12 protein-coding genes and 1 pseudogene are annotated in these 20,509 nt (G+C 33.8%); 6 read left to right on the forward strand and 7 right to left on the reverse strand.

The genetic code is table 11. The features are described from left to right. From PMI10_RS18035 to PMI10_RS18065, 7 genes and pseudogenes are all read right to left on the reverse strand, one after another. Positions 1-349 (reverse strand): annotated as a pseudogene (locus tag PMI10_RS18035) (hypothetical protein); the annotation flags it as partial. A 32-nt stretch (positions 350-381) separates the two neighbouring features. Further along, on the reverse strand, positions 382-903 hold the full coding sequence (locus tag PMI10_RS18040) for a hypothetical protein (RefSeq protein ID WP_007810634.1): 522 nt from the start codon (positions 901-903) through the stop codon (positions 382-384). A gap of 1 nt (position 904) precedes the next feature. After that, positions 905-2,101: a hypothetical protein gene (locus PMI10_RS18045; RefSeq protein WP_007810636.1), complete on the reverse strand. Its 1,197-nt coding sequence runs from the start codon at positions 2,099-2,101 to the stop codon at positions 905-907. After that, entirely contained in the window at positions 2,101-4,302 is a 2,202-nt protein-coding gene (locus PMI10_RS18050) for a type II secretion system protein GspD (protein WP_007810637.1), read from the reverse strand. The genes PMI10_RS18045 and PMI10_RS18050 overlap by 1 nt, the downstream gene beginning before the upstream one ends. Positions 4,303-4,336: 34 nt before the next feature. Further along, positions 4,337-5,740: a GspE/PulE family protein gene (locus PMI10_RS18055; protein WP_007810638.1), complete on the reverse strand. Its 1,404-nt coding sequence runs from the start codon at positions 5,738-5,740 to the stop codon at positions 4,337-4,339. A 3-nt stretch (positions 5,741-5,743) separates the two neighbouring features. Continuing rightward, entirely contained in the window at positions 5,744-6,205 is a 462-nt protein-coding gene (locus tag PMI10_RS18060) for a general secretion pathway protein (protein WP_238539487.1), read from the reverse strand. Positions 6,206-6,219: 14 nt separating this feature from the next. After that, on the reverse strand, positions 6,220-6,618 hold the full coding sequence (locus PMI10_RS18065) for a type IV pilin protein (protein ID WP_007810640.1): 399 nt from the start codon (positions 6,616-6,618) through the stop codon (positions 6,220-6,222). A 429-nt stretch (positions 6,619-7,047) separates the two neighbouring features. Here PMI10_RS18065 and PMI10_RS18070 point away from each other — a divergent pair, with 429 nt between their 5' ends. The 6 genes from PMI10_RS18070 to PMI10_RS18095 all read left to right on the forward strand — a co-directional run bounded on the left by PMI10_RS18070 (position 7,048) and on the right by PMI10_RS18095 (position 19,461). After that, positions 7,048-8,067, forward strand: coding sequence for a hypothetical protein (locus tag PMI10_RS18070; RefSeq protein WP_007810641.1), 1,020 nt, complete (start codon positions 7,048-7,050; stop codon positions 8,065-8,067). 83 nt (positions 8,068-8,150) lie between these two features. After that, complete coding sequence (locus tag PMI10_RS18075) at positions 8,151-8,684, forward strand: OmpH family outer membrane protein (RefSeq protein ID WP_035632184.1); 534 nt, start codon at positions 8,151-8,153, stop codon at positions 8,682-8,684. Beyond that, the gene (locus PMI10_RS18080) at positions 8,662-9,273 is read left to right on the forward strand and encodes a hypothetical protein (protein WP_007810643.1); all 612 of its coding nucleotides are present in this window, start codon (positions 8,662-8,664) and stop codon (positions 9,271-9,273) included. Before PMI10_RS18075 ends, PMI10_RS18080 begins: the two co-directional genes overlap by 23 nt. A 10-nt stretch (positions 9,274-9,283) precedes the next feature. Then, positions 9,284-14,440, forward strand: coding sequence for an RHS repeat protein (locus tag PMI10_RS18085; RefSeq protein ID WP_007810644.1), 5,157 nt, complete (start codon positions 9,284-9,286; stop codon positions 14,438-14,440). Between the two features lie 52 nt (positions 14,441-14,492). Next, the gene (locus PMI10_RS18090) at positions 14,493-19,169 is read left to right on the forward strand and encodes an RHS repeat-associated core domain-containing protein (protein WP_007810646.1); all 4,677 of its coding nucleotides are present in this window, start codon (positions 14,493-14,495) and stop codon (positions 19,167-19,169) included. Between the two features lie 10 nt (positions 19,170-19,179). Beyond that, positions 19,180-19,461 (forward strand): hypothetical protein, encoded by a 282-nt coding sequence (locus tag PMI10_RS18095; RefSeq protein WP_007810647.1) that lies wholly within the window; start codon positions 19,180-19,182, stop codon positions 19,459-19,461. The last annotated feature ends 1,048 nt before the right edge of the window (positions 19,462-20,509 follow it).

Consider the following 20,509-nt stretch of genomic DNA (forward strand, 5'->3'; position numbering starts at 1 on the left):
AAGCTGCAACATCCGTTGAATTTACATGTAACTTAGCTGTGGGATTAGTTGTTCCTATACCAACATTACCATTTGAATTGATTCTCACTTTTGAAGCGCCTCCAATTTGGAATTCATGAAAATTAGTAGCGCTGTAATAGTTTTCACCTGACCCTACATTATCAACCGATAAATAACCATTTACTCCTATTGTTTTAAATGAAGTTATTCCCGGAGTCGTATTTAGAGTCTCAAGTTTTGCCGTGGGAGAATTTGTTCCTATCCCAACATTTCCTGTTGAGGGAAAAACATTCTGCGCAAAATTCGTTTGTACCGCTAAAGCCACTAATAACACTAAAATCTTTTTCATAATTTATTTAAGTTTTGTTTTGTACTATCCAATTAAATTCCTTTGTTTTTTTGCATAATAACGTCTACAAATAACTGGTCTGTATTGGTTTTATAGTTTTTCTTCTTGATAAAGTTCAAATGCCTGACAGTTCCGAGAGCCGGATTGTTTTCAATTTTATTGAGTAAAGCCAGGCATCCATTAAAAGAGCCCTCCAAAGAAAAAATATAACTGGTTGTGGTAAATCCTTTTTGCGATATAGCATGCGGTTCCTGAAAATCTACAATTTTGAGATGGTAACTATCGCTATAAGTCGTTAACTGTTTTAATAAATCATTCTGAAATGATTCTGAAACATTTATATCATAATAAGATAATACCTGATCTAATTGCTTCTCTTTCTGAATGAGCTGCCCGACCAGTTTAGGCATATTACTATCTGCAGTAATCTCTTCCTGCTTGTTCTTATATTCTTTATAATAGTTTATCGTATTTGATATAGCAAAAGAGTAACACAGGTAACATATTAACAGAAACCCGGCTAAAAATAGTTTGTTTTTATTGTTTAGCTTCATATTACTTCAGGGTTAATTTAATCGAAAATACAGTTTCATTCGTATCGTTCTTTCCAAAATGTGTTATTAAAACCTTTTCAACCCAATTTAATTTTTCTATGCTTTCAATCCAATTTGTAAATGCCCCATTAGCAATTGTTGTTCCTGAAATGGTGATTGTTTTTTCCTGAGTAATTATAGGTTCTTCCGGTTTAATTTTTTTTACTAACGGATTAAAAGTCAGCTCAGTCAATAAAATAGATGCCGGAACTTTATTTGCAATTTCATTGATAATCAATGAACTTTGGGAAGTCGTTTTTCCAACAAGATTTTTAACCTTTTCCTCTTTTACTACAATTCTTTGCTTTATCTTGTTTACATCCTCAATTGACGATTTATTCACCAATAATGTTTCTGAAGTTTCCTGTGCCAGCTTATAATAATGTGTAAAAAAAATAAAATTAAGCACTAAAACAACCAACAGTGCTCCAACTGCAATTTTTAAGCCTTTAACAAAAAAAGTTTTTTGATTATAATCATCGTATAATTCACCACTGTGAGTTATAATAGAACCCGTATTCACAGTTCCATTCATAATCAATCGAAGAATTCCCGAAAAAGCCAGCAATTGCCTGTTCTCTATCTGCAGACTGTTTATATTATATGTTATGACAGAATCCTGAAGATTTGCAGAAATTATCTGCTCTTGTTCCTGATTGGAGATTAACTGATGATTTGTTTGTAAAACACTTTCATCGGTATAATCAATAATATCAGCTATTGAGCAAATACCAAGACTGATTCCGGCAATTGTTATTTTTTGACTCTCATAGTTTGTTACTATTTCAAGCAAATAAGACTTTCTGGCAATTGCGATTATAGATTTTGTTTTTAAACGCCAGATTTCAAAATAAAAATCCTCCCAATTTGTATTGGGAAACGCTTTATGCAATAGTTTTTCGTCAGAAGCATCTGTTGAGGAAACTTCTTTTTGAATAACCTGATTTGTATTGATTGTTAAAAAAAAGGGAAGTTTGTTATCCCATTTTTCGGAAATTTTGCCTGTATAATTAACCCTGTCCTTTTTTGTAATTACGAGACCTTCCTTTTTCTTTTCTACTAATAACAAAGAAATTTTATCTTCATTATTTAAAGTAAAATGCTCGACACCAATATAATGGGTGCCAAGCAAAAAGTTATTTAGCGACGGAATATTCATTAGTAAATAACCGTAGGTTTAATTAATACTGATAATTTTTTCTTGGAATCTTCGCGCTTACGGGAACTAAACAACCATTTAATAATCGGAATTCTTGATAATAACGGTACTCCGGTTCCTGAATCATTTTTTACAGATTCTTCAAGTCCTCCCAAAACAATTATATCCTGGTCTTTAACACGGATTATAGAAGTAAACTCTCTCGAATTTATCCCCGGAGGTGCATCCTTATCTACTTTTTGACCGTTAAAACTGGACTGAATTACTTTGATATCCATTGTAATCTGCCCATCTCCTGAAACCAGTGGCATAATGGTTACAGAAAGTTCAGCATCAATGGGCTGATAGTTCTTAACTTCTGAAGCCTGTGGAATTTGTGAACCGTAATAATTCTGATTCGTTACCACATAATACGTTGTTTCTCCAATAGACAAATATGCCTTATGTCCGTTTAATGTAGATAATCTTGGTGAAGACCGGATTTTTAAATTCCCGTTAGTCTCCATTGCTTTAAGGCTCAAATAAAAATTTGGTACAACTTTGCCAATATTCAAAGAACCAAATCCGTTAAATCCATCAATAATATTATTTATTGTTTGCGCTCCCAGATTAATATCCGCATTAGGAAATACTGTTCCGGATGTAGTCACAGGCTTATCACCTATACCGGCTTTAATTCCTGTTTCGACAGTTGCACTTTTATTTACTTCCAGCAGCATAACTTCAATCAATATAACAGGAACAGCCTTATCGATATATTTTACAAATGATTCAAAACGCTCAATATTTGCAGCCGGACCATTTACTAAAAAGCTATTCAGTTCTTTGTCTATTTTAATATCCAGATCTTTTTTTATTTCATCCGGAATGATACTAAGAATAGATTCGGAAGGATTACTTGTGGATGAGGGACTGCTTCCTGAATTTAAATTAGTATTCTGATTCTGGTAATTGTTATTTGTTCTATTGTTATTATTATCAGAAGAATTATAATTAGAAGAATTATAATTAGTATAGTTGGTATTATTGTTTAATCTTCCGGCACTTCTTCCTTCTTTCGATGGATCACTTAATATATCAATCGAGCGATACATCAATGGAATTACCTTTATATTTCTAACCACCAACTGATCTTTTGTACCAAAATAATAAATTGGACCACTTTTCATATAAGTATACAATCCCGTTGAAGCAACTGCGTTCTGAACTGCACCGTTATTATTACTGTTATACTGCGATTGTTGTGGAGAATTTGCATTTGATGACGCTGAATTGTTTTCCTGTTTAATTTCAAATAATTTATTAAGCAGCGCATCAAACGAAATATTTTTTGCCTTAACTGTTGCTGTCCCTGCATTTTCAAGGGGACTTGAAATAAACATGTCAATATCCAGTTCATGGCCAATATCGTAAACTATACTTGCTATTGGGGTGTTTTCAAAATCGACATCCAGTAATTTCTTTTCTGGATCAACAACTGTAAAAAAGAAATTTGATTTTCTCGAACGCTGTGGCTTATTTTGACGGACTACATTGGCATCAGTTCCGGGTTCTTTCGTATAAGTTCCGTCTAACTGATCAAAAACATAAAAATTATCCCTTGATTTGGAAACCGATAAGTTATTAGCAAATGCCAATTTGTTTAAGGCTGCATCAAAAGGCATGTTTTTTATATAAACTGTCAATAATTGATTTTCTAATCCCGGGGCAAAAACAAGATTTTTACCGCTTACATCCATTATTCTTTTAAAAACACCATACAATTGATCTCCTTTTAAATTTAAGGACAGTAAATTATTAGGTATGTCAAAAGAAGCATCAATCTCTTTTTCTATTACTTTTTCTACCGGTTTTACATACGATTTTATAGAAAGTATATTTCCTGTAAAATCGATGGTCAGGTTGTATTCTTTACAAAGAAATAATAAAACATCACCCACCACAACATCTGTAAAATTATTTACGATATTAATCTGATTTAAATTTGGGGCTATACTAATATTAATTTTATGAACTTCAGACACAGCCATCAAAAAACCCGAAAGAGAAGATTCTTTAATATTAATATTAATTTTTTCGCTTAGTCCGGGTTCATCAGCGCTTATTGCGTCAATATTATTTTTAAGCTGCAAAATTCTATTTTCCTGAGAAAATGAAATTTGAAAAATTATTAATAGTAAAAATGTAATTATTTTTTTCATGAATGTTAGTCAGATATATTTCTTTTAATATTTTCTACAAGAGTAAAGAAAAAACTTCATCAATTGAAGTAGTTCCGTTTTTAATTAAAGACAATGCATTTTTCTTCAATGTGAAAATTTCGTTTTCTTCCAGATATTTATCGATATCCAGTTGATTATTTTTAATTAATACAGAAAGCTCACTCCCAATAGGCAGAATCTCATAAATAGCTTTTCTGCCTGAATATCCTGTGTGGTAGCAGTTTTCACAGCCTACTGCCACATGGTGTTTTTTAAGATCTTCAGGTACTGTAAATCCGGTCGGGAAAAATGCTCCTGAAACATCTTCTTCGGTTTTACAATAGCTGCAAAGTTTTCGGACCAAACGTTGTGCAACACTTACATTGAGTGTGCTTGCTATTAAGAATGACGGAATCCCCATATCAATCAATCTTGAAATGGTTGCCCAGGCAGAATTGGTGTGTATCGTCGATAATACAAGATGTCCTGTCAAAGCTGCCCGAATAGCCATATTTGCCGTATTTACATCCCGAATTTCACCAACCATAATTATATCAGGATCTTGTCGCAAAAAAGTTCTTAAGGTTGTAGCGAAATCAAGACCTATATTTTCTTTTAACTGTACCTGATTAATTCCTTCCAGGGTATATTCGATAGGGTCCTCAACCGTTAATATATTGGTATTGGGTAAATTTAATTTTTTAAGGGTTGCATATAACGTAGTCGTTTTTCCCGATCCGGTTGGGCCGGAAATTAACACAATTCCGTTTGGTCTTTTGATGTTTTCCAGATAAGTAATCAATTCTTTTTCAGTAAAACCCAGCCCATTAATATCGATATGACTTGTATCCTTACTTAAAATACGCAATACTACTTTTTCACCATGTAATGTTGGTAAAACAGAAACACGCACATCAAAATCTTCATACTCGGTAATCATGGTAATGCGCCCGTCTTGCGGCAAACGTTTTTCGGATATGTCAAGTTGAGCCCTGATTTTTATTTTGTTTACCAAAACAGGGTACTCTTCTGTAGTAATATGAAATTGTTCTTTGAGTTTTCCATCTAAACGAAAACGCACACGGGCATTTTTTTCATAAGGCTCAAAATGAATATCACTGCTTCCTATTTCTTTGGCATTCACCACTATTTTTTCTAAAAAATCCGAAGAATAATGGATATTGGCAATCTTGTCCCCAGCCGTTTTTCGATAATTAGTACTCAGATAACGGTTAATATTTTCGGCACTTTCTGTGTCTAGCTTAATTGGGAAATTTAATAAAACAGATAATTCATTCTGTAAACTTATGGTGTCTTCAGCATCCGTTTTTAAGATAACCAACCCATCTGATTTTCCCACGGGAATTATCCTGTAATAATACGCCTGTTCCGATTTAACAAGCTGTTGGAATTCTATTGGGATATCAAAATTTGTCATTTGTTAATAAGCGTATAAAAAGTTGCTTTCGCAGAAGAAAGTGATTCCGTAAACAACTCCAAAAAACAATGACATATAACCCGCTAATGGCACCGTCTTTTGTTTACCCTTTTGAGACAAAACAAGGTGCAGCAAAAGAGAAAAAAACAATGAAAATATAAAAAGCACCAAAAAAGAGATTGTTGAAAAAGTAAATGAAATAAAGATAAAAAATAATACATCGCCTAGTCCGAATGAGTTCGAGAACTCCAATTTTCTTAGTCTTGTGTATACATAACAAACCAATAATAAAAACAAAACCAAAATCAGGTTTGTACCAACATTAAGCAGTATTGAATTAACAGGCAGTATAAAATATTGAATGGCTAAAGCCAGAATCCCTGCCAACGGATATAAAAACCAAAAGACTAATCGATCCTTACAATCCTGATATAAAATAGTAAAAAACAATAAAATAAGTATCAATTTCAGGCACCACATTAATCGGTAACAATTTGTTTTGGAACACCATTCTGGTCAATTTCCCAAACATTAAAAACGCCATTACCATTAAAATCGGTAATTGCCGTAGCCTTTACTTTAAATTCGTTATTGGTCGATTGCACAATTTCATAAGTATAATTTGCACTGCCGTTATCTTTTGTTGTTTTGGGTGCTTCAAAATCTATTTCGACAAAATCGGGACTATATTTAGAATACATAAAATAATATTGCTTCTCAGCATTATAAATTGCCTTTAGCTGCACCTGTGCTTCTACACTTTTGGCTTTTGTTATTAAAGGCATAAGATTAGGTAATGCTATTAAAAGCAAAATTCCGATAATGGCCAGAACAATCAGCATCTCCTGAAGATTGAACGAAGGTATTTTTTTGTTCATTTTTAAGTCTAATTATTAGAGCAAATGTAATTATTTTTTTATAAAAAAAATAGTATAAGATAACTTGTTAAATTAATATAAAAGCGCAAAAATTATTTAAGAAAAATTAAGTTTATTTACACTCATTGAATTTAAAAATTGCCTAGCTTAATTTCATTTTATAACTAAACAACTAGATGATTAAAAATAGATATTTATACTTGTTTTAATTTTGTTAATAAAATCTAAAATTTTTTATAATATTATCAGTTTTATTTTATTAATTAGCGTTATTTTAAAATTGTTAAATCATAGAATATAAAGTCAATCATATAAATGTAATCGATTGCTAAATATGCTGTTGAAACAATTTAATTTATTAAGTATTGATATATAGCTTTAATTTTTAAAAATCAAACTAAACCCTAATTAATTTAAAATATCAGACAAATGAAAATAAAATTACTACTGCTTACTGGTCTTTTTTTTGTTAATTTTTTTCTAAATGGCCAAAATACCAACTTTGGAAATCCATCTGGTAATTTAGGAATTTTCAATAGCTCTTTCGGATATAAAGCCGGTATATTAGTAACAGGGTACAATAATTCCTTTTTTGGGACACAAAGTGGAAAATCCAATACTACAGGAGGAAATAATGTCTTTTTAGGTCATCAAACCGGATATTTTAATAATATTGGATCAGGAAATGTTTTTTCAGGTTATAAATCTGGATACTCAAATTCATCAGGATCGTATAACATATTTACGGGTTATGATGCCGGAACTAATAATACCATAGGGCATCATAATATTTTTACAGGCCGTGAAGCCGGACAGGGTAGTCAAACAGGAGAATACAATATATTCATAGGAGATGAATCAGGGAATACTAATAATGGGATAGGAAACACATTTATAGGACGCCAAACAGGAAATAATAATAGCGCAGGAAATTATAATCTTGCAATTGGTTATAAAGCAGGATATCATAGTAGTGGATCGAATAATGTTTTTTTAGGATACAAAGCCGGGTCAAACCAAACTAACAGTAACCGTCTATACATTGACAACAGCGAAACTACCACACCACTTATTTACGGAAAATTCGACACAGACCAATTAGGCATTAATACCAATATAATCCCAGCAGGCTACACCATGGCTGTTAAAGGAAAATTTATTACTGAAGAAATCAAAGTGCAGACTTATGCCAACTGGCCAGATTTCGTATTTAAGAAAGAGTACAATTTGCCTTCTTTAAAAGAGGTAGAAAACTATATCAACACAAATGGTCATCTGAAAAATATTCCTTCAGCCTGTGAGGTGTCTGAAAATGGAATTCTCTTGGGAGAAATGAATGCTAAACTGCTTCAAAAAATCGAGGAATTAACACTCTATATCATCCAGCAAGAAGCTCGTTTTAACGATCAGGAAGCTCGTCTAAAAAAGCTTGAATCAGGGTCTAAATGATCCTTATTATTCTCAAAAATAATATCGCTGGATTGGACACATCGTGTCTTAGCATAAAACATACCAAATTAATTAATAAAAAAATGAAACAAATTCCTTTTTACGCCTCAATTTCAGCAGTTATCTTAAGTGTTATTGCCGTTTATTTCACAAAATCCAGTTCCCAATTAGTCTATGTTGACGTTAATAAACTTATTACCGGTTACAGTAAAACCAAAGTAGCCAAAGCCGAATTTGACAAAAAAGCCAATTTAATGAAAGCTAATGTAGATTCATTAGTCGCAAACTGGCAAACCGAATTAAAAAATTATGAAAAAGAAAGAGCTTCTTTATCTCCAAAAGAATTAAAACTAAAACAAGAACTGTTGGGCAATAAACAACAACAGATTAATGGATATCAGGAAGCTATTCAGAAAAAAATTCAGGAAGAAGACAAAAAAGTAACACAAACCGTAATCAACGATATTAATGATTACATCAAAGAATACGGAAAAGACAATAATTACAAAATCATATTTGGAGCAAGTGGTGTTGGAAACATCATGTATGCTGACGAATCAACCGATTTAACAGAAGAAGTTTTAAAAGGCCTTAATGCAGAATATGATAAAAAATAATTACTTTCTGATTGTTTTATTGGTGTTCATTTCCTCATGCACTCAAACTTTTGAGACAGCAGAGGAAATGAATGATTATATAAAAGAAGAAGATAACGGATACCACTACAAAAAGACCATTGCAGGAGTCGATTATGTTTTACAATACAGACCAACTGATTTATTGGTAAAACAGGAATTAGGAGAAGGTAAAAATCCAGCTCTTGTAGATAAATTACGAAAACAATACAGTCAATACCTGTATTTCAATTTGTCAATGTCTAAAAACAATCAGGAATTATTAAATGGTGTTGCTCAGGACAAAACCAAATTCGGACAAATGGTTAATGAACTGGCCTTTGGTATGGAAGAAAAGCTGCATCTCTACACGCCAACTAAAGACACCCTTGCCCTCGCCGATTTTATTTATCCCAGAATGTATGGTATGAGTAATTCGACCTCTATCATGATAGTATATCCCCGTGATCCTAAATACATGAAACAAGAATACCTCAATTTTGTTGTGGAAGACCTGGGACTTGAAACCGGGGACATCAAATTTAAATTAGACACCAAAGCCTTAACAAACGAACCACAATTACGTTTTTAAACCAACCACCATGACCAAATACCAAAAGCGCCATCGTATTATTGCTACTTTTTTCTTATTGATTTTCTTTCCAACTATTTTTCCAAGCGATTTATTTGCTTCAAATAATGGACCAGTTGCTCCCGAAGCAACAAGCTTTGAACCTATAGATGCAACCGATATGGTTAATTTAACAACTGGGGATATGTCTTATGTACTGCCACTATTAAATGTGCCGAGTCCGGAAGGTGGCTACCCTCTTACATTATCAAATCATGCAGGAATAGCAATGGATGAAGAAGCCTCCTGGGTTGGTCTTGGATGGAGCCTAAATCCTGGTGCTATAAATAGATCTGTAAAAGGAGTTCCTGATGACTGGGACAAAACAAGAATTTCAGAATTATTATATGATCAAGGTCAAACTTTAGATTATTATGATTTTTCAATAGGTGGTACTCTGCCTAACGGTATAACAATTGGAATGAGCAGATCCTGGGGAGCACATAAAGCATGGGGAGGAACTGTTGGCTATGCGGGGGTAGGAATTGGAGTGGGATCGGAAGAAATTAATGTGTCTTATGCCGGGGTTGGAGTTGGATATGATTTAAATTCAAAAAAAATATCAGGATCCTATACGCTATCTGCAACAGGTGCATTTAATAATGGTCTTACTATAAATACAAATGGGGAAGTAAAAGCTTCTGCTCTGGGTATCTCTTATAATACAGCTTCAAATAAAGTAACTTCTCAATTTTTAAATGTTTCCAGCAGTAATAGTACATCTGTTACAAAATCAGATTATTTTATAAACAACTACAATCGTGGATTTGATTTAAATTTAGCTGGCTTTTATTGGGTAGCTTACCAACATACCCATATAGAATATTCGCTATTTAAACTAACCAACAACTATACTTCCGGAACTTTAAATCTTTTCGATTCAAAAAAAGAATCACAATACAAACAAGATATCAAATATTCTATGGATGTTAGATCTCACAATGTAAAAGATAAAAACCGTCCCTCAAGTCAGGGAGTTGGAGTTTTTACAGCAGCAGAAATAACATTACCTGATTATGACAACTATTTTGCGACAGCACAGGGAATGTCAGGCTCTTTTTCTCCAAGAATTTATGATGAAATTATGTTATATGGTAAAGGAAATGAAGCAAATAATCTTACGTATTTAACATATCCTGCAAGCATTAATGATAGCAATTATAAACTAAACAATAAACTATTCTTTTATTTTGACAATGTTAATTCATCCTTTTTAAGAACACAAACAGGAGATTTTAAATCTCTTGATTCAGAATTTGATTTAGATAACAATGTTGTCAATTCTAATGGAGGTAATGAATCGGCACGGTTTGCCAATAACATTGTAACGGATACTGACAATACTTTTTCTTATCAATATTATAAAGCTACAGGACAATTAAAAAAAGTTGGAAACAGAAAGAGAGATGGTCAATATATTGAAGCATTTACTAATAAAGATATTGTAGATGGAAACACAGGTCAAACACCTTTTATAGAAGCCTCGGATTATGATAGAATTTATTATAAAAATATTGCCGAAAATGGAATTGGGGCATATAGAATTACGGCATTAGACGGTAAAGTATATCATTATTCGCTGCCCGTATATAGCTATGAGGAAGTTTATAAAAATTACTCAAATGTGAACAATGAAAATGATAAATTTCTAGAGACAATTAAAACAAAACCTTATGCCACTCACTGGCTATTAACTGCAATTACAGGTCCTGATTATGTAGACATCAATAATAATAGAATTATTGATAATGATGATTATGGATATTATGTTCAATTTGAATATGGAAAATGGTCAGATGGATACGGATGGAGATCACCAAAAGTTGGAGGAAAAACATATAACAATAAAAACTTCATTTTTTGGGGTCGAAAACAAATTTATTACTTAGATAAAATTAAAACCCGTACCCATACCGCTTTATTTGTTAAATCTGTTAGAGAGGATGACAAAAGTACTTCAATTCAATACAGAAATGGACAATATCAATCAGGTCCAATGTCTGAAAATATAACACAATCTTTTCAAGATCGGGTAGAAAAGCCTATTGAACCAGGTTATTATTATAAACTTCTGCCTAATTCATCTACTATTTACGAATCTACAAATTTAAGTGCGTCTGATAACAAACATAGAAGTTACAAGTATGTTGATTTGCCTGAAAATTTAAGTTTAAAACTAGACAAAATAATATTATTAAAAAATAGTGATGCTATAAATATTAATAAAAATTTAGGAACTGGTACTAACAGAAAAAAAGGTTATGTTTATTTTGATTTTGGTTTTCAAGGAATTTCAGATGTTTTCCGTAAAAATCCTTATGATGTGAAAATTGCTGACATTAATACGGATCAAACTGTTCTTGACACAGAAGACATTCGTATTTTAAATCAATCTCAGGGTTTTGATATACAAACTAAGGCCGTTAAAGTGATTAATTTTAATTATGACTACAGTCTTGGGAGTAATTTACCCAATGCTAATAATGGAAGACTGGCTTTAAGGAGTCTTGAATTAAATGGGAAAAATAATATTAAAACTATGCCTGTATATAGGTTCAATTACTCGAAAAATACTGTACCTTATAATTTTACCAATTCAGATAATTGGGGGTATGTTAAAGATAATCCTGATGCATGGAGTTTAAATGAAATTATAACACCTAATGGTGCCAAAATGAAAATTGATTATGAACCAGACTCATTTTCAAGAGAAGCTGCTTTTAACACAAATACAGTTAGAAATTCTGCTGAAGCTTTTTATAGAGTTCATGAACCTCGTTATAATATACCTGTTAAATATACAATACAAGATAATACCATAACATTAAATACAACCTTTGTATCTTCTGGTAGTGGTAATAATTTGAATGACATATTTAACTTAAACCAGGAAGTTAATTTAAGTTTTCAATTTAAAGATCCTAATCCTATTCATTCACCAAGTTCTCCCGGTAATATTGAGCTTTTAAATAATTATACAATTGTCGGTATAAATGATACTAATAAAACGCTGACTTTAAAACCAAACGACAAAACTGATATTGCCCTTCAAAAAAGATTTTTTGAAGGACCTTATTGTTCAATTATAAGAGGTAATGGTGGATTTGAAACTTATGTATATAATTATTCTGAATCAAATGCAGCTCAATATGCATATAGTTTTAGGGTTATTGCTAATTATAATGTCTTAATAGGTACATATGGAAGGAATGGAAAAAATGGTGGAGGATTGAGGGTTAAACGAATTACTACTTCAGATTTCAATAATGAAAATACTTTATTTACTGATTACGATTATAGAAATCCTTACACTACAAATATATCTGGAGTCACTTCTTTTGAACCTTCAGATAACCCACAAGTTGCAGACCAAATTCAGGCTGTTGAAGAAATTCCTTCGCCTAATGTACAGTATGAATACGTTACTGCAACAGTAAAAAATAGCTCCGAAACATTATCCAGTTCGCTTTTTAATTTCAAAGTAATGGATGACCTTACATTAAGCAATCCAAATGAAGGGGAATACGAATATAAATTTGGTGATCAATTTTCAATAAAATTTTACGGAGGCAGTAGAAGAAAATTAGATTCCAATTTTAGTTTGGTATCGACTTCTAAAATTATATTATACGATAATTTTTCTTCTTTAGGACAGTTATTAAGTGTAAAACATTTTAATTCTAAACATCAATTGATAAGTCAAACCATCAATAAATATAAAAAGTTTCAAAATGACGATATTGAAAGTGGTATTTCCCAAGAAAGTTTTAAATATGCTATACAAGAATATACTAATAGAAATATTATAAATGTAAAAGATTATAGATACACTTTTAATTCTATTGGTAAGGTTTTTTTCCCTTCCCGATTAGAAAGCACCACTACAACAAAAGGCGGATGGTCAACTACAAATTATTATGACAATTATGACTTTTTAACTGGCCAGGCAACTGAAACAAGGACAATAAATAGTAATGGAGAAGTAACCAAAACTAAAATTACACCTGCATATTTGAGATATGGGAGCATGGGATCGAAGGTAGATAATCCTAATGTTAATAAAAATATGCTATCTCAAATAGCAGTAAATTATTCTTATATTAAAAATAACAGTGTTAGTAAACCATGGAAAGAAACAGGTGTAGGTATTACGACCTGGAATAATGTATGGTCATACAAGGATATTGCGGGAACTACAGTACCTGCAACTGCGTTAAATGAAAAAATATGGAGAAAACATAAATCCTATACTTGGAATGGAGAAATAGACAGTAATGGTGTTTTTAAAGATTATATAAGTGGTAATGATTATGATACTGATGATGATTTTAAATGGAATTCTCCTGTAGATGTAGCACAATCTACAAAATGGAAACAGCTTTCAGAAATAACATTATATGATCATTTTTCTGCTCCACTTGAAGCAAAAGATATCAATGGTAATTATGCATCAACAAAAATGGGAGACAATGACACTAAGGTAATGGTCAGTGGCAATGCAGGCTATAACGAAATGTTCTTTGCAGGAGGTGAGAATGAAAAAGGTTTAAGCGGTACAAACTGGCTGGAACCGGGTATATCTTCGACTGGTGAAAATGTAATATGGAATACTGTTAATCCTTATCCTCATACAGGCAAAAAAACAATTAAGGTCACTCCGGCTACACAATTTGGGGCTACAATGAAAAGTGGCCAACACAGGGCAGGTAAATACAAAGTAACAGTTTGGATTCCTACATGGAATAATAATCAGGCTACATTAAAAGTAAATGGGAACATTACAAGTTTTACCCAAAGCAATACTGCCGGGGGCTGGATCTTAAAAACAGCCTATGTGGATGTTCCTTCCGGTGATTGTTCTATTTTCCTGACCTCAAATAGCGGGACGGTCTATTTTGACGACCTGATGATCCGACCGATATCCTCTTCCATAACCGGATATGTATACAATGAGTGGGATGAGCTAACTGCTATTATTGGAAACAACGGACTGGGTACAAAATTTACATACGATGCTGCAGGCAGGCTGATAATGACCGAGACAGAAGTTATCGATGATTCTGTCAATGGAGTTTCCGGAGGTTTCAAAATAACCAGGACAAACATATTAAACAATAAATATTTATAGTTTAATTCTTTATAATCAAGAAAGTGTTTTTATAAAATTTTAATGATTAAAAATGATATACAACAAAAATATACCTGTCAACTTTCGCGTCTTAATCCTGCTGGCTGTTTTCTTTTTTAGCGCCGCTGAAATTAATGCCCAATCCATAGCAATTGATACTAATGACTCCGGTGTGCCTTTGGGAGGTACGGGAAGTTATTCTCTGGATATGTCCTCTCCAGGTAATTTTACTGACTTCAGGTGGGAAATATCTCCCTATGATGTTAGTCAATTCGTAGGGGGAACACCTACCAATCAGTCAACACAGGTACAGCTGTTTTGGATGAAACCCGGAACGCATCAAATCACGGTTTTCTACTACGATATTGCACAAGGCAGTCAAAATTCTGTTACCTCTAATGTATATGTCTCTGCAAGTGCTGATATGACTGATGCCATTACAGTAGTAAGCAATTGTAAAAGTATCGTATTAGAACGAAAAGATCCTCCAGCGGGTGTAACTTATTTTTGGCAAAGTAGTGCTGATGGAACCAGCACAGAAAACTCTGCTAAAACGATAACCGTAAACAGTGGAACAGAATACTTTTTAAGAGCAAAAATTAATTCCAACAATATATGGAGTGCAACTTCCGGAAGTATACAATACCAACTCAACCCAAATGCTTATTTAATTTGGTATCTGGATGCGGATCAGGATGGATTAGGAAATCCAAACTATTATGTTAAACAATGTACGGACCCTAGTTCAGCATCTATTAATTATGTCCTTAACAACACCGACACCAGTGATGGTGAAATTAACTTTACTGAGGATGATGGTAGTCCATATACAGATAAGGAATTTCATTGGACTTATCAAGTCTCGTATGATGTAAAGGGAAATATTACAGGGGTTTCAAAAACTTATTTTGATGATTTGGGCAAATCCGACGTATCACTATCCAGGGATATAGTCACGGGAAGAGTCTGGGGGACAGAGACCAGCTATGATAACTTTGGAAGACCTGACAAGTCTTCTTTCTTAGCACCATCAAATCTTTTTTCCCTCAACAAAGTTTCTTTCCTTAATCCTGACTATCATGAGGTACCAAGTAACAATTCTACTACTGTACCAGTCAATAAAATTGTTGGTGCCGTCACTTCCAGCCAGACTATTACGGTAAGCAATACACTGACCGCTAATGGGGCTGTAAGTCCGGGATTAAACGTCGCTTTTAAGGGCAACAATATAGTTTTAGAAAATGGCTTTAGTGTCAGCGGAGCTTCCGGAGGAGTTTTTACGGCTACCCCAACTTCAACCAGTAATAACAATGAAACACTTTCTAATGGACCGTTTTTCAGTTATTATTCAGACAATAACACGCTGGAGCCTTATCAGGCAACTGCCACACAACCCTACTCCCAAACCAATTATGACACCCTTAATCCCGGAAATGTCATCAACGTTGTGGGTGGGAATAAAATTAACGGTGATTGGAGAACAGGCTATTCCTATACGGTTCCCGCGGCACAGGAAATGTATTATGTATACGGATCTGACTATTATGACGGAGTTGTAACTTCGAGTGGAGAAGAAGTAATCACTAAATTTTACAAGTCAGTGAGTGTGGATGCCAACGGTGTGGAGAACGTTGCCTTTACAGATGGTGAAGGGAATGTTTTAGCCACAGCACGTTCTGGTGGCACCGCTTCATATCCTGTGGTTTCCCTTATAGGTACACAAGGCTTTGTAGATGTACATATACCTGCAGGAATAACAAGCTCTCAAATTGATCTAATAGGAAATGAATCTTTATATAAAATATACGATCTAAAAACCGGATACCTAACAACGACTCTTACAGGTGGAAATGGGTATAGAATAGAAGCTGTAACGCCTCCGACAACTGATCCTAAAACATACATTACAACATCTGGTACTCCTTTTTCTTATGATTTTGGTAATGTACTTGGAATAGAGTATAGCGTAAATTACTATGATTATGCCGTAAACGTATATAATAAAACAGGGCAGTTAATAAAAACAGTACAGCCTAAAGGATACGAAGCCAACTCAACTATTAAGGCAATTCCAGCACATATGGCAGCCACAGCAACTGCTTTTATTTCTACTTACACCTATAATGCACTTGGGCAGGTGATACAAGCCAGCAGTCCTGACGAGGGAACAAGTCGGTTTGCCTATAGAAATGACGGACAGATTCGTTATTCGCAAAGCGCACTTCAAACCGATACAAAAGTATCCTATACAGATTATGACACTTTAGGAAGAGCCATCGAAAGTGGTGTTATTACTGGTAGTGTCGGAATATGGGCATCGGCAATTGCAAATACTGACAGTGGACTAATAACGGGTACGCGTTCCGAACAGACTTTTACTATTTACGATTATCCTGACAACAATACAACATCTGTGGCTTTGCCAACTAATCTAACATTAGCAGGAGTATTAACCACAGCCGGTATCAGCACTACAAATTACACCCAAAAAAACCTTTCCGGAAATGTTGCCGTTACCTACACAAAACCCGGCACTGCAATTACGGCCATAACCTGGTATAGTTATGACATCTACGGAAGGGCCGAATGGATCGTGCAATACAACGAAGGGATTGGAGCCAAAGCTATTCATTATGAATATGATTATAAAGGAAATGTCAAAAAAGTATTATTCCAAAAGGACAAATCTGCCGAACTATTTGTTCATCAGTATACTTATAATGCAAATGATGTCTTAACAAAGGTAGAAACCTCAACAGATAATACAACTTTTACAACACAAGCTGACTATTCCTATTACCTGACTGGAGAACTCAAAAGGGTTAATATTGCACAGGGAACACAAGGTTTAGATTATGTCTATACACTGGGCGGACAGCTCAAAAGCATCAATCATCCAAGTTTAGAAGCGGCTAAAGATCCCGGAGGAGACAGCAATGATGTTTTTGGTTTGACCCTGGATTATTATAATGGTGATTATTTACGAACAGGTAGAAATATCACCTCTTCTCCAACAATTGGAGCAGATTATAATGGTAATATCAAAGCGGCTCGTTGGGCCAACAAAGGCATTGTGGGTGATTTTAATGGAACTACAGCCAATCAAAAAGGCTATTTGTATAGTTACGACCGCAACAACTTTCTGACCAATGCTGCTTACGGAAACACCAGCTCCAGTGATGCTGCCATTTCTCCAACAAGTAGTTACAAAGAAGGCAATTTAGCCTATGATGCCAACGGAAACTTAAAAACCCTGCAACGCACCAATGACGCTGGCACAATGCAGGACAATTTGACTTATGCTTATAATACCGACAAAAACCAGTTAAACAGTGTGGCAGATGCCGCAGGTGCTTCTACAGGGGTCAACGATATAGGCACGCAAACAGCCGGAAATTACCAATACGATGCCATTGGGCAAATGACCCGTAACAACCTGGAAGACATTAATTACTACTACAACACTCAAGGTCTGGTAACCCAAGTGAACAAAATAGGACGTCCTGTGGTAAAATTCTACTATAACGAAAGAGGACAGCGTATCAAAAAAGAAAGTTACAATACTGCTTCTCCTTATACCTTAACCAATACCGATTATTACATACTTGATCTCTCGGGCAATGTTATGACAATTTACAATCAGCCCAACGGCAGCGGTGCCATAGTTCAAAAAGATTTGCCTATCTTTGGACTTAGCAGATTGGGAGTTTACAATAGGGCATCCGGAACCAGTACTTACGAAATTACTGATCATTTGGGCAATGTGAGAGCAGTAGTCCAAAAAAATACAACAACTGGCACTACCGATATAAAATCCTATGCGGATTATTACCCTTTTGGCGAGCTGTTGCCCAACAGGAATTCGAATAGTGGTAATTACCGTTATGCATTCCAAGGGCAAGAGAAGGATGGTGAAACAGAAATGGAAGCTTTTCAGTTAAGGCTCTGGGACGGAAGGATTGGAAGATGGCTTTCGCCTGACCCTTATGGACAACATTCTTCACCATACCTTGGAATGGGGAATAATCCGATTGGAACTATTGACCCAGATGGAGGTTGGGAATGGGAGATTAGTGCCAGGTGGCACGCTTTTTGGAGCGGAGGAAAAGCTTTTCAAAGTTCCAAAGGCGATTGGGGAGTTCAAACGGCTGGCAAGTCATCTGACGGGATGTACATTCAAACCGATTTTGGTGGCAAAAGATACGATGTTTATAGACAAGCCGCAGCTGAAAAGTTTATGGATGATTTAGCTGACTATAGAACTTTCCATCCAAGTGAGTTTGGAGATATTAGCCTTTGGGATGATAAATTTGAGGGTAATAGATTAGAATCTATTGCTAGTGCCTTTCAGATTGTAAATCCAGAAGCACCAGCAATGAATTTTTTTAAGGCTGCAAATAGTGGTGGAAGAGCTTTTTGGAGCGGAGCTGGTACCGAATCTAAAGCTTTAGCAGAAGGATTCGAAACCCTAGGGCAAACTAGAGCAGGAAAAAACTTAATTAAATTAACAGAAGGAATGGATTATTACCCAGCAATAGGAGGAAAACCTGCATCACAAGCATATTTATGGTGGGCAAGATTATCAACAAAGTATGCTGAAGGAGCCTCGGGAACAGTTCATGTTTTCCAAAATGCAGAGCACGGTGTTGGAATGCAAAGTATCTGGAGATTATATGAATATCCAACGTTGTTAAAGAACCCAAAAGTTACAAGTATAAAATATCATTAAAAATAACAGTATGTTAACTGCAGAAAAAGTGAAAATTTTTAAAAAATATAAAGGATATTATGATGGATATCATATTCAAAATAATGGAAAAGAAAAAATAATTTCGGATAATGAATGGACTTTAATAGATAACTTAATGCAAGATTTATTTTTAATTAGAAATGGAATGGTCTCAGAATCCTTTAAAGCGAATATTATCAAGCAAATTATAGAAAATTGTGATAATGAAGAAACTTTTAATTTAATTATTGAATTGGAAAAGTATTTAAATAATAAAAATGCTGATGATTAATAAAAAAGATACCAGAAGTAATCTCCAAGGTAAAACCCCGATGACGCATTCTATGATAAAAAACAAATATAATTATAAAAATTAACAGGCAAATTTATATGTATTTACCCCAGATGGCTCGGATATGTCGCCAACGCTAGCGCAGAAATTCTTTCTGTGCCGGCAAAGAGCATCGACAAAGCCTATAGAATTTTAAACAGAAAACCACTCAAAATCGAGTGGTTTTTTTTAAGGTATTGAAAACGGTTGGTGGACTAAAAAAATGAAGGCTTTTTCCAAAATGGTATTACTCAACAATTTCAAAATAGAGATAGAATGTTAAAACAATTTAGTAGATAGACCAATATGAAAACATTAGCCAAATTTATTTTTGATTGGATATTTATTACAAATTATAGATACACCTTTTTAAAGAACAAAAATCCTGAATTTAGGGTTATAACTTTTAATTCATTCATATATACAAATTTTATTATTCTATGTATAAATGTAATCTTTATATTTTTTGAAATTAAAGCCATTAGACCATATTGGTTTGTAATAATTGGTATAATAGTTTATTTAACAAATCATTTATATTATTTTAATTTAAGAAAAAAAGATGACATTAATATTCCTCCTAAAAAGAATGATGTTTTACTTTTATATTTTATCTTTTTTTTATCTGCATTTTTAAATTTCTATTCATATTATTATTTGATTGAGTATATAAATTGATTAACCAGATAGCTTGGATATGTCAACGCAACGATAGCGGAAATTCTTTCCGTGCCCACAACGATGAGACACAAACATATTCCCCACTAGTCCGAGCATTAGGTAATACAAGCGCTAGCGTGATGCGTCCCGCTTGTGCCCACAAGCTAGGTATTTACAACAATAGTCAAAAACAAATCTTTGCATTTGCAAATGCGGTTAAAATAAAGAAAGCCACTTCAGTATAGACTGCACCCAAAAGTTTAGACAAATTTATAATTAAATTTGATAATAATGAGCTCGATATTTTATCGGGCTCATTTTGTTTAAATTTGATTTAATTCTTTCGTTA

This window comes from Flavobacterium sp. CF136 (genome assembly GCF_000282055.1).
Classification (GTDB): domain Bacteria; phylum Bacteroidota; class Bacteroidia; order Flavobacteriales; family Flavobacteriaceae; genus Flavobacterium.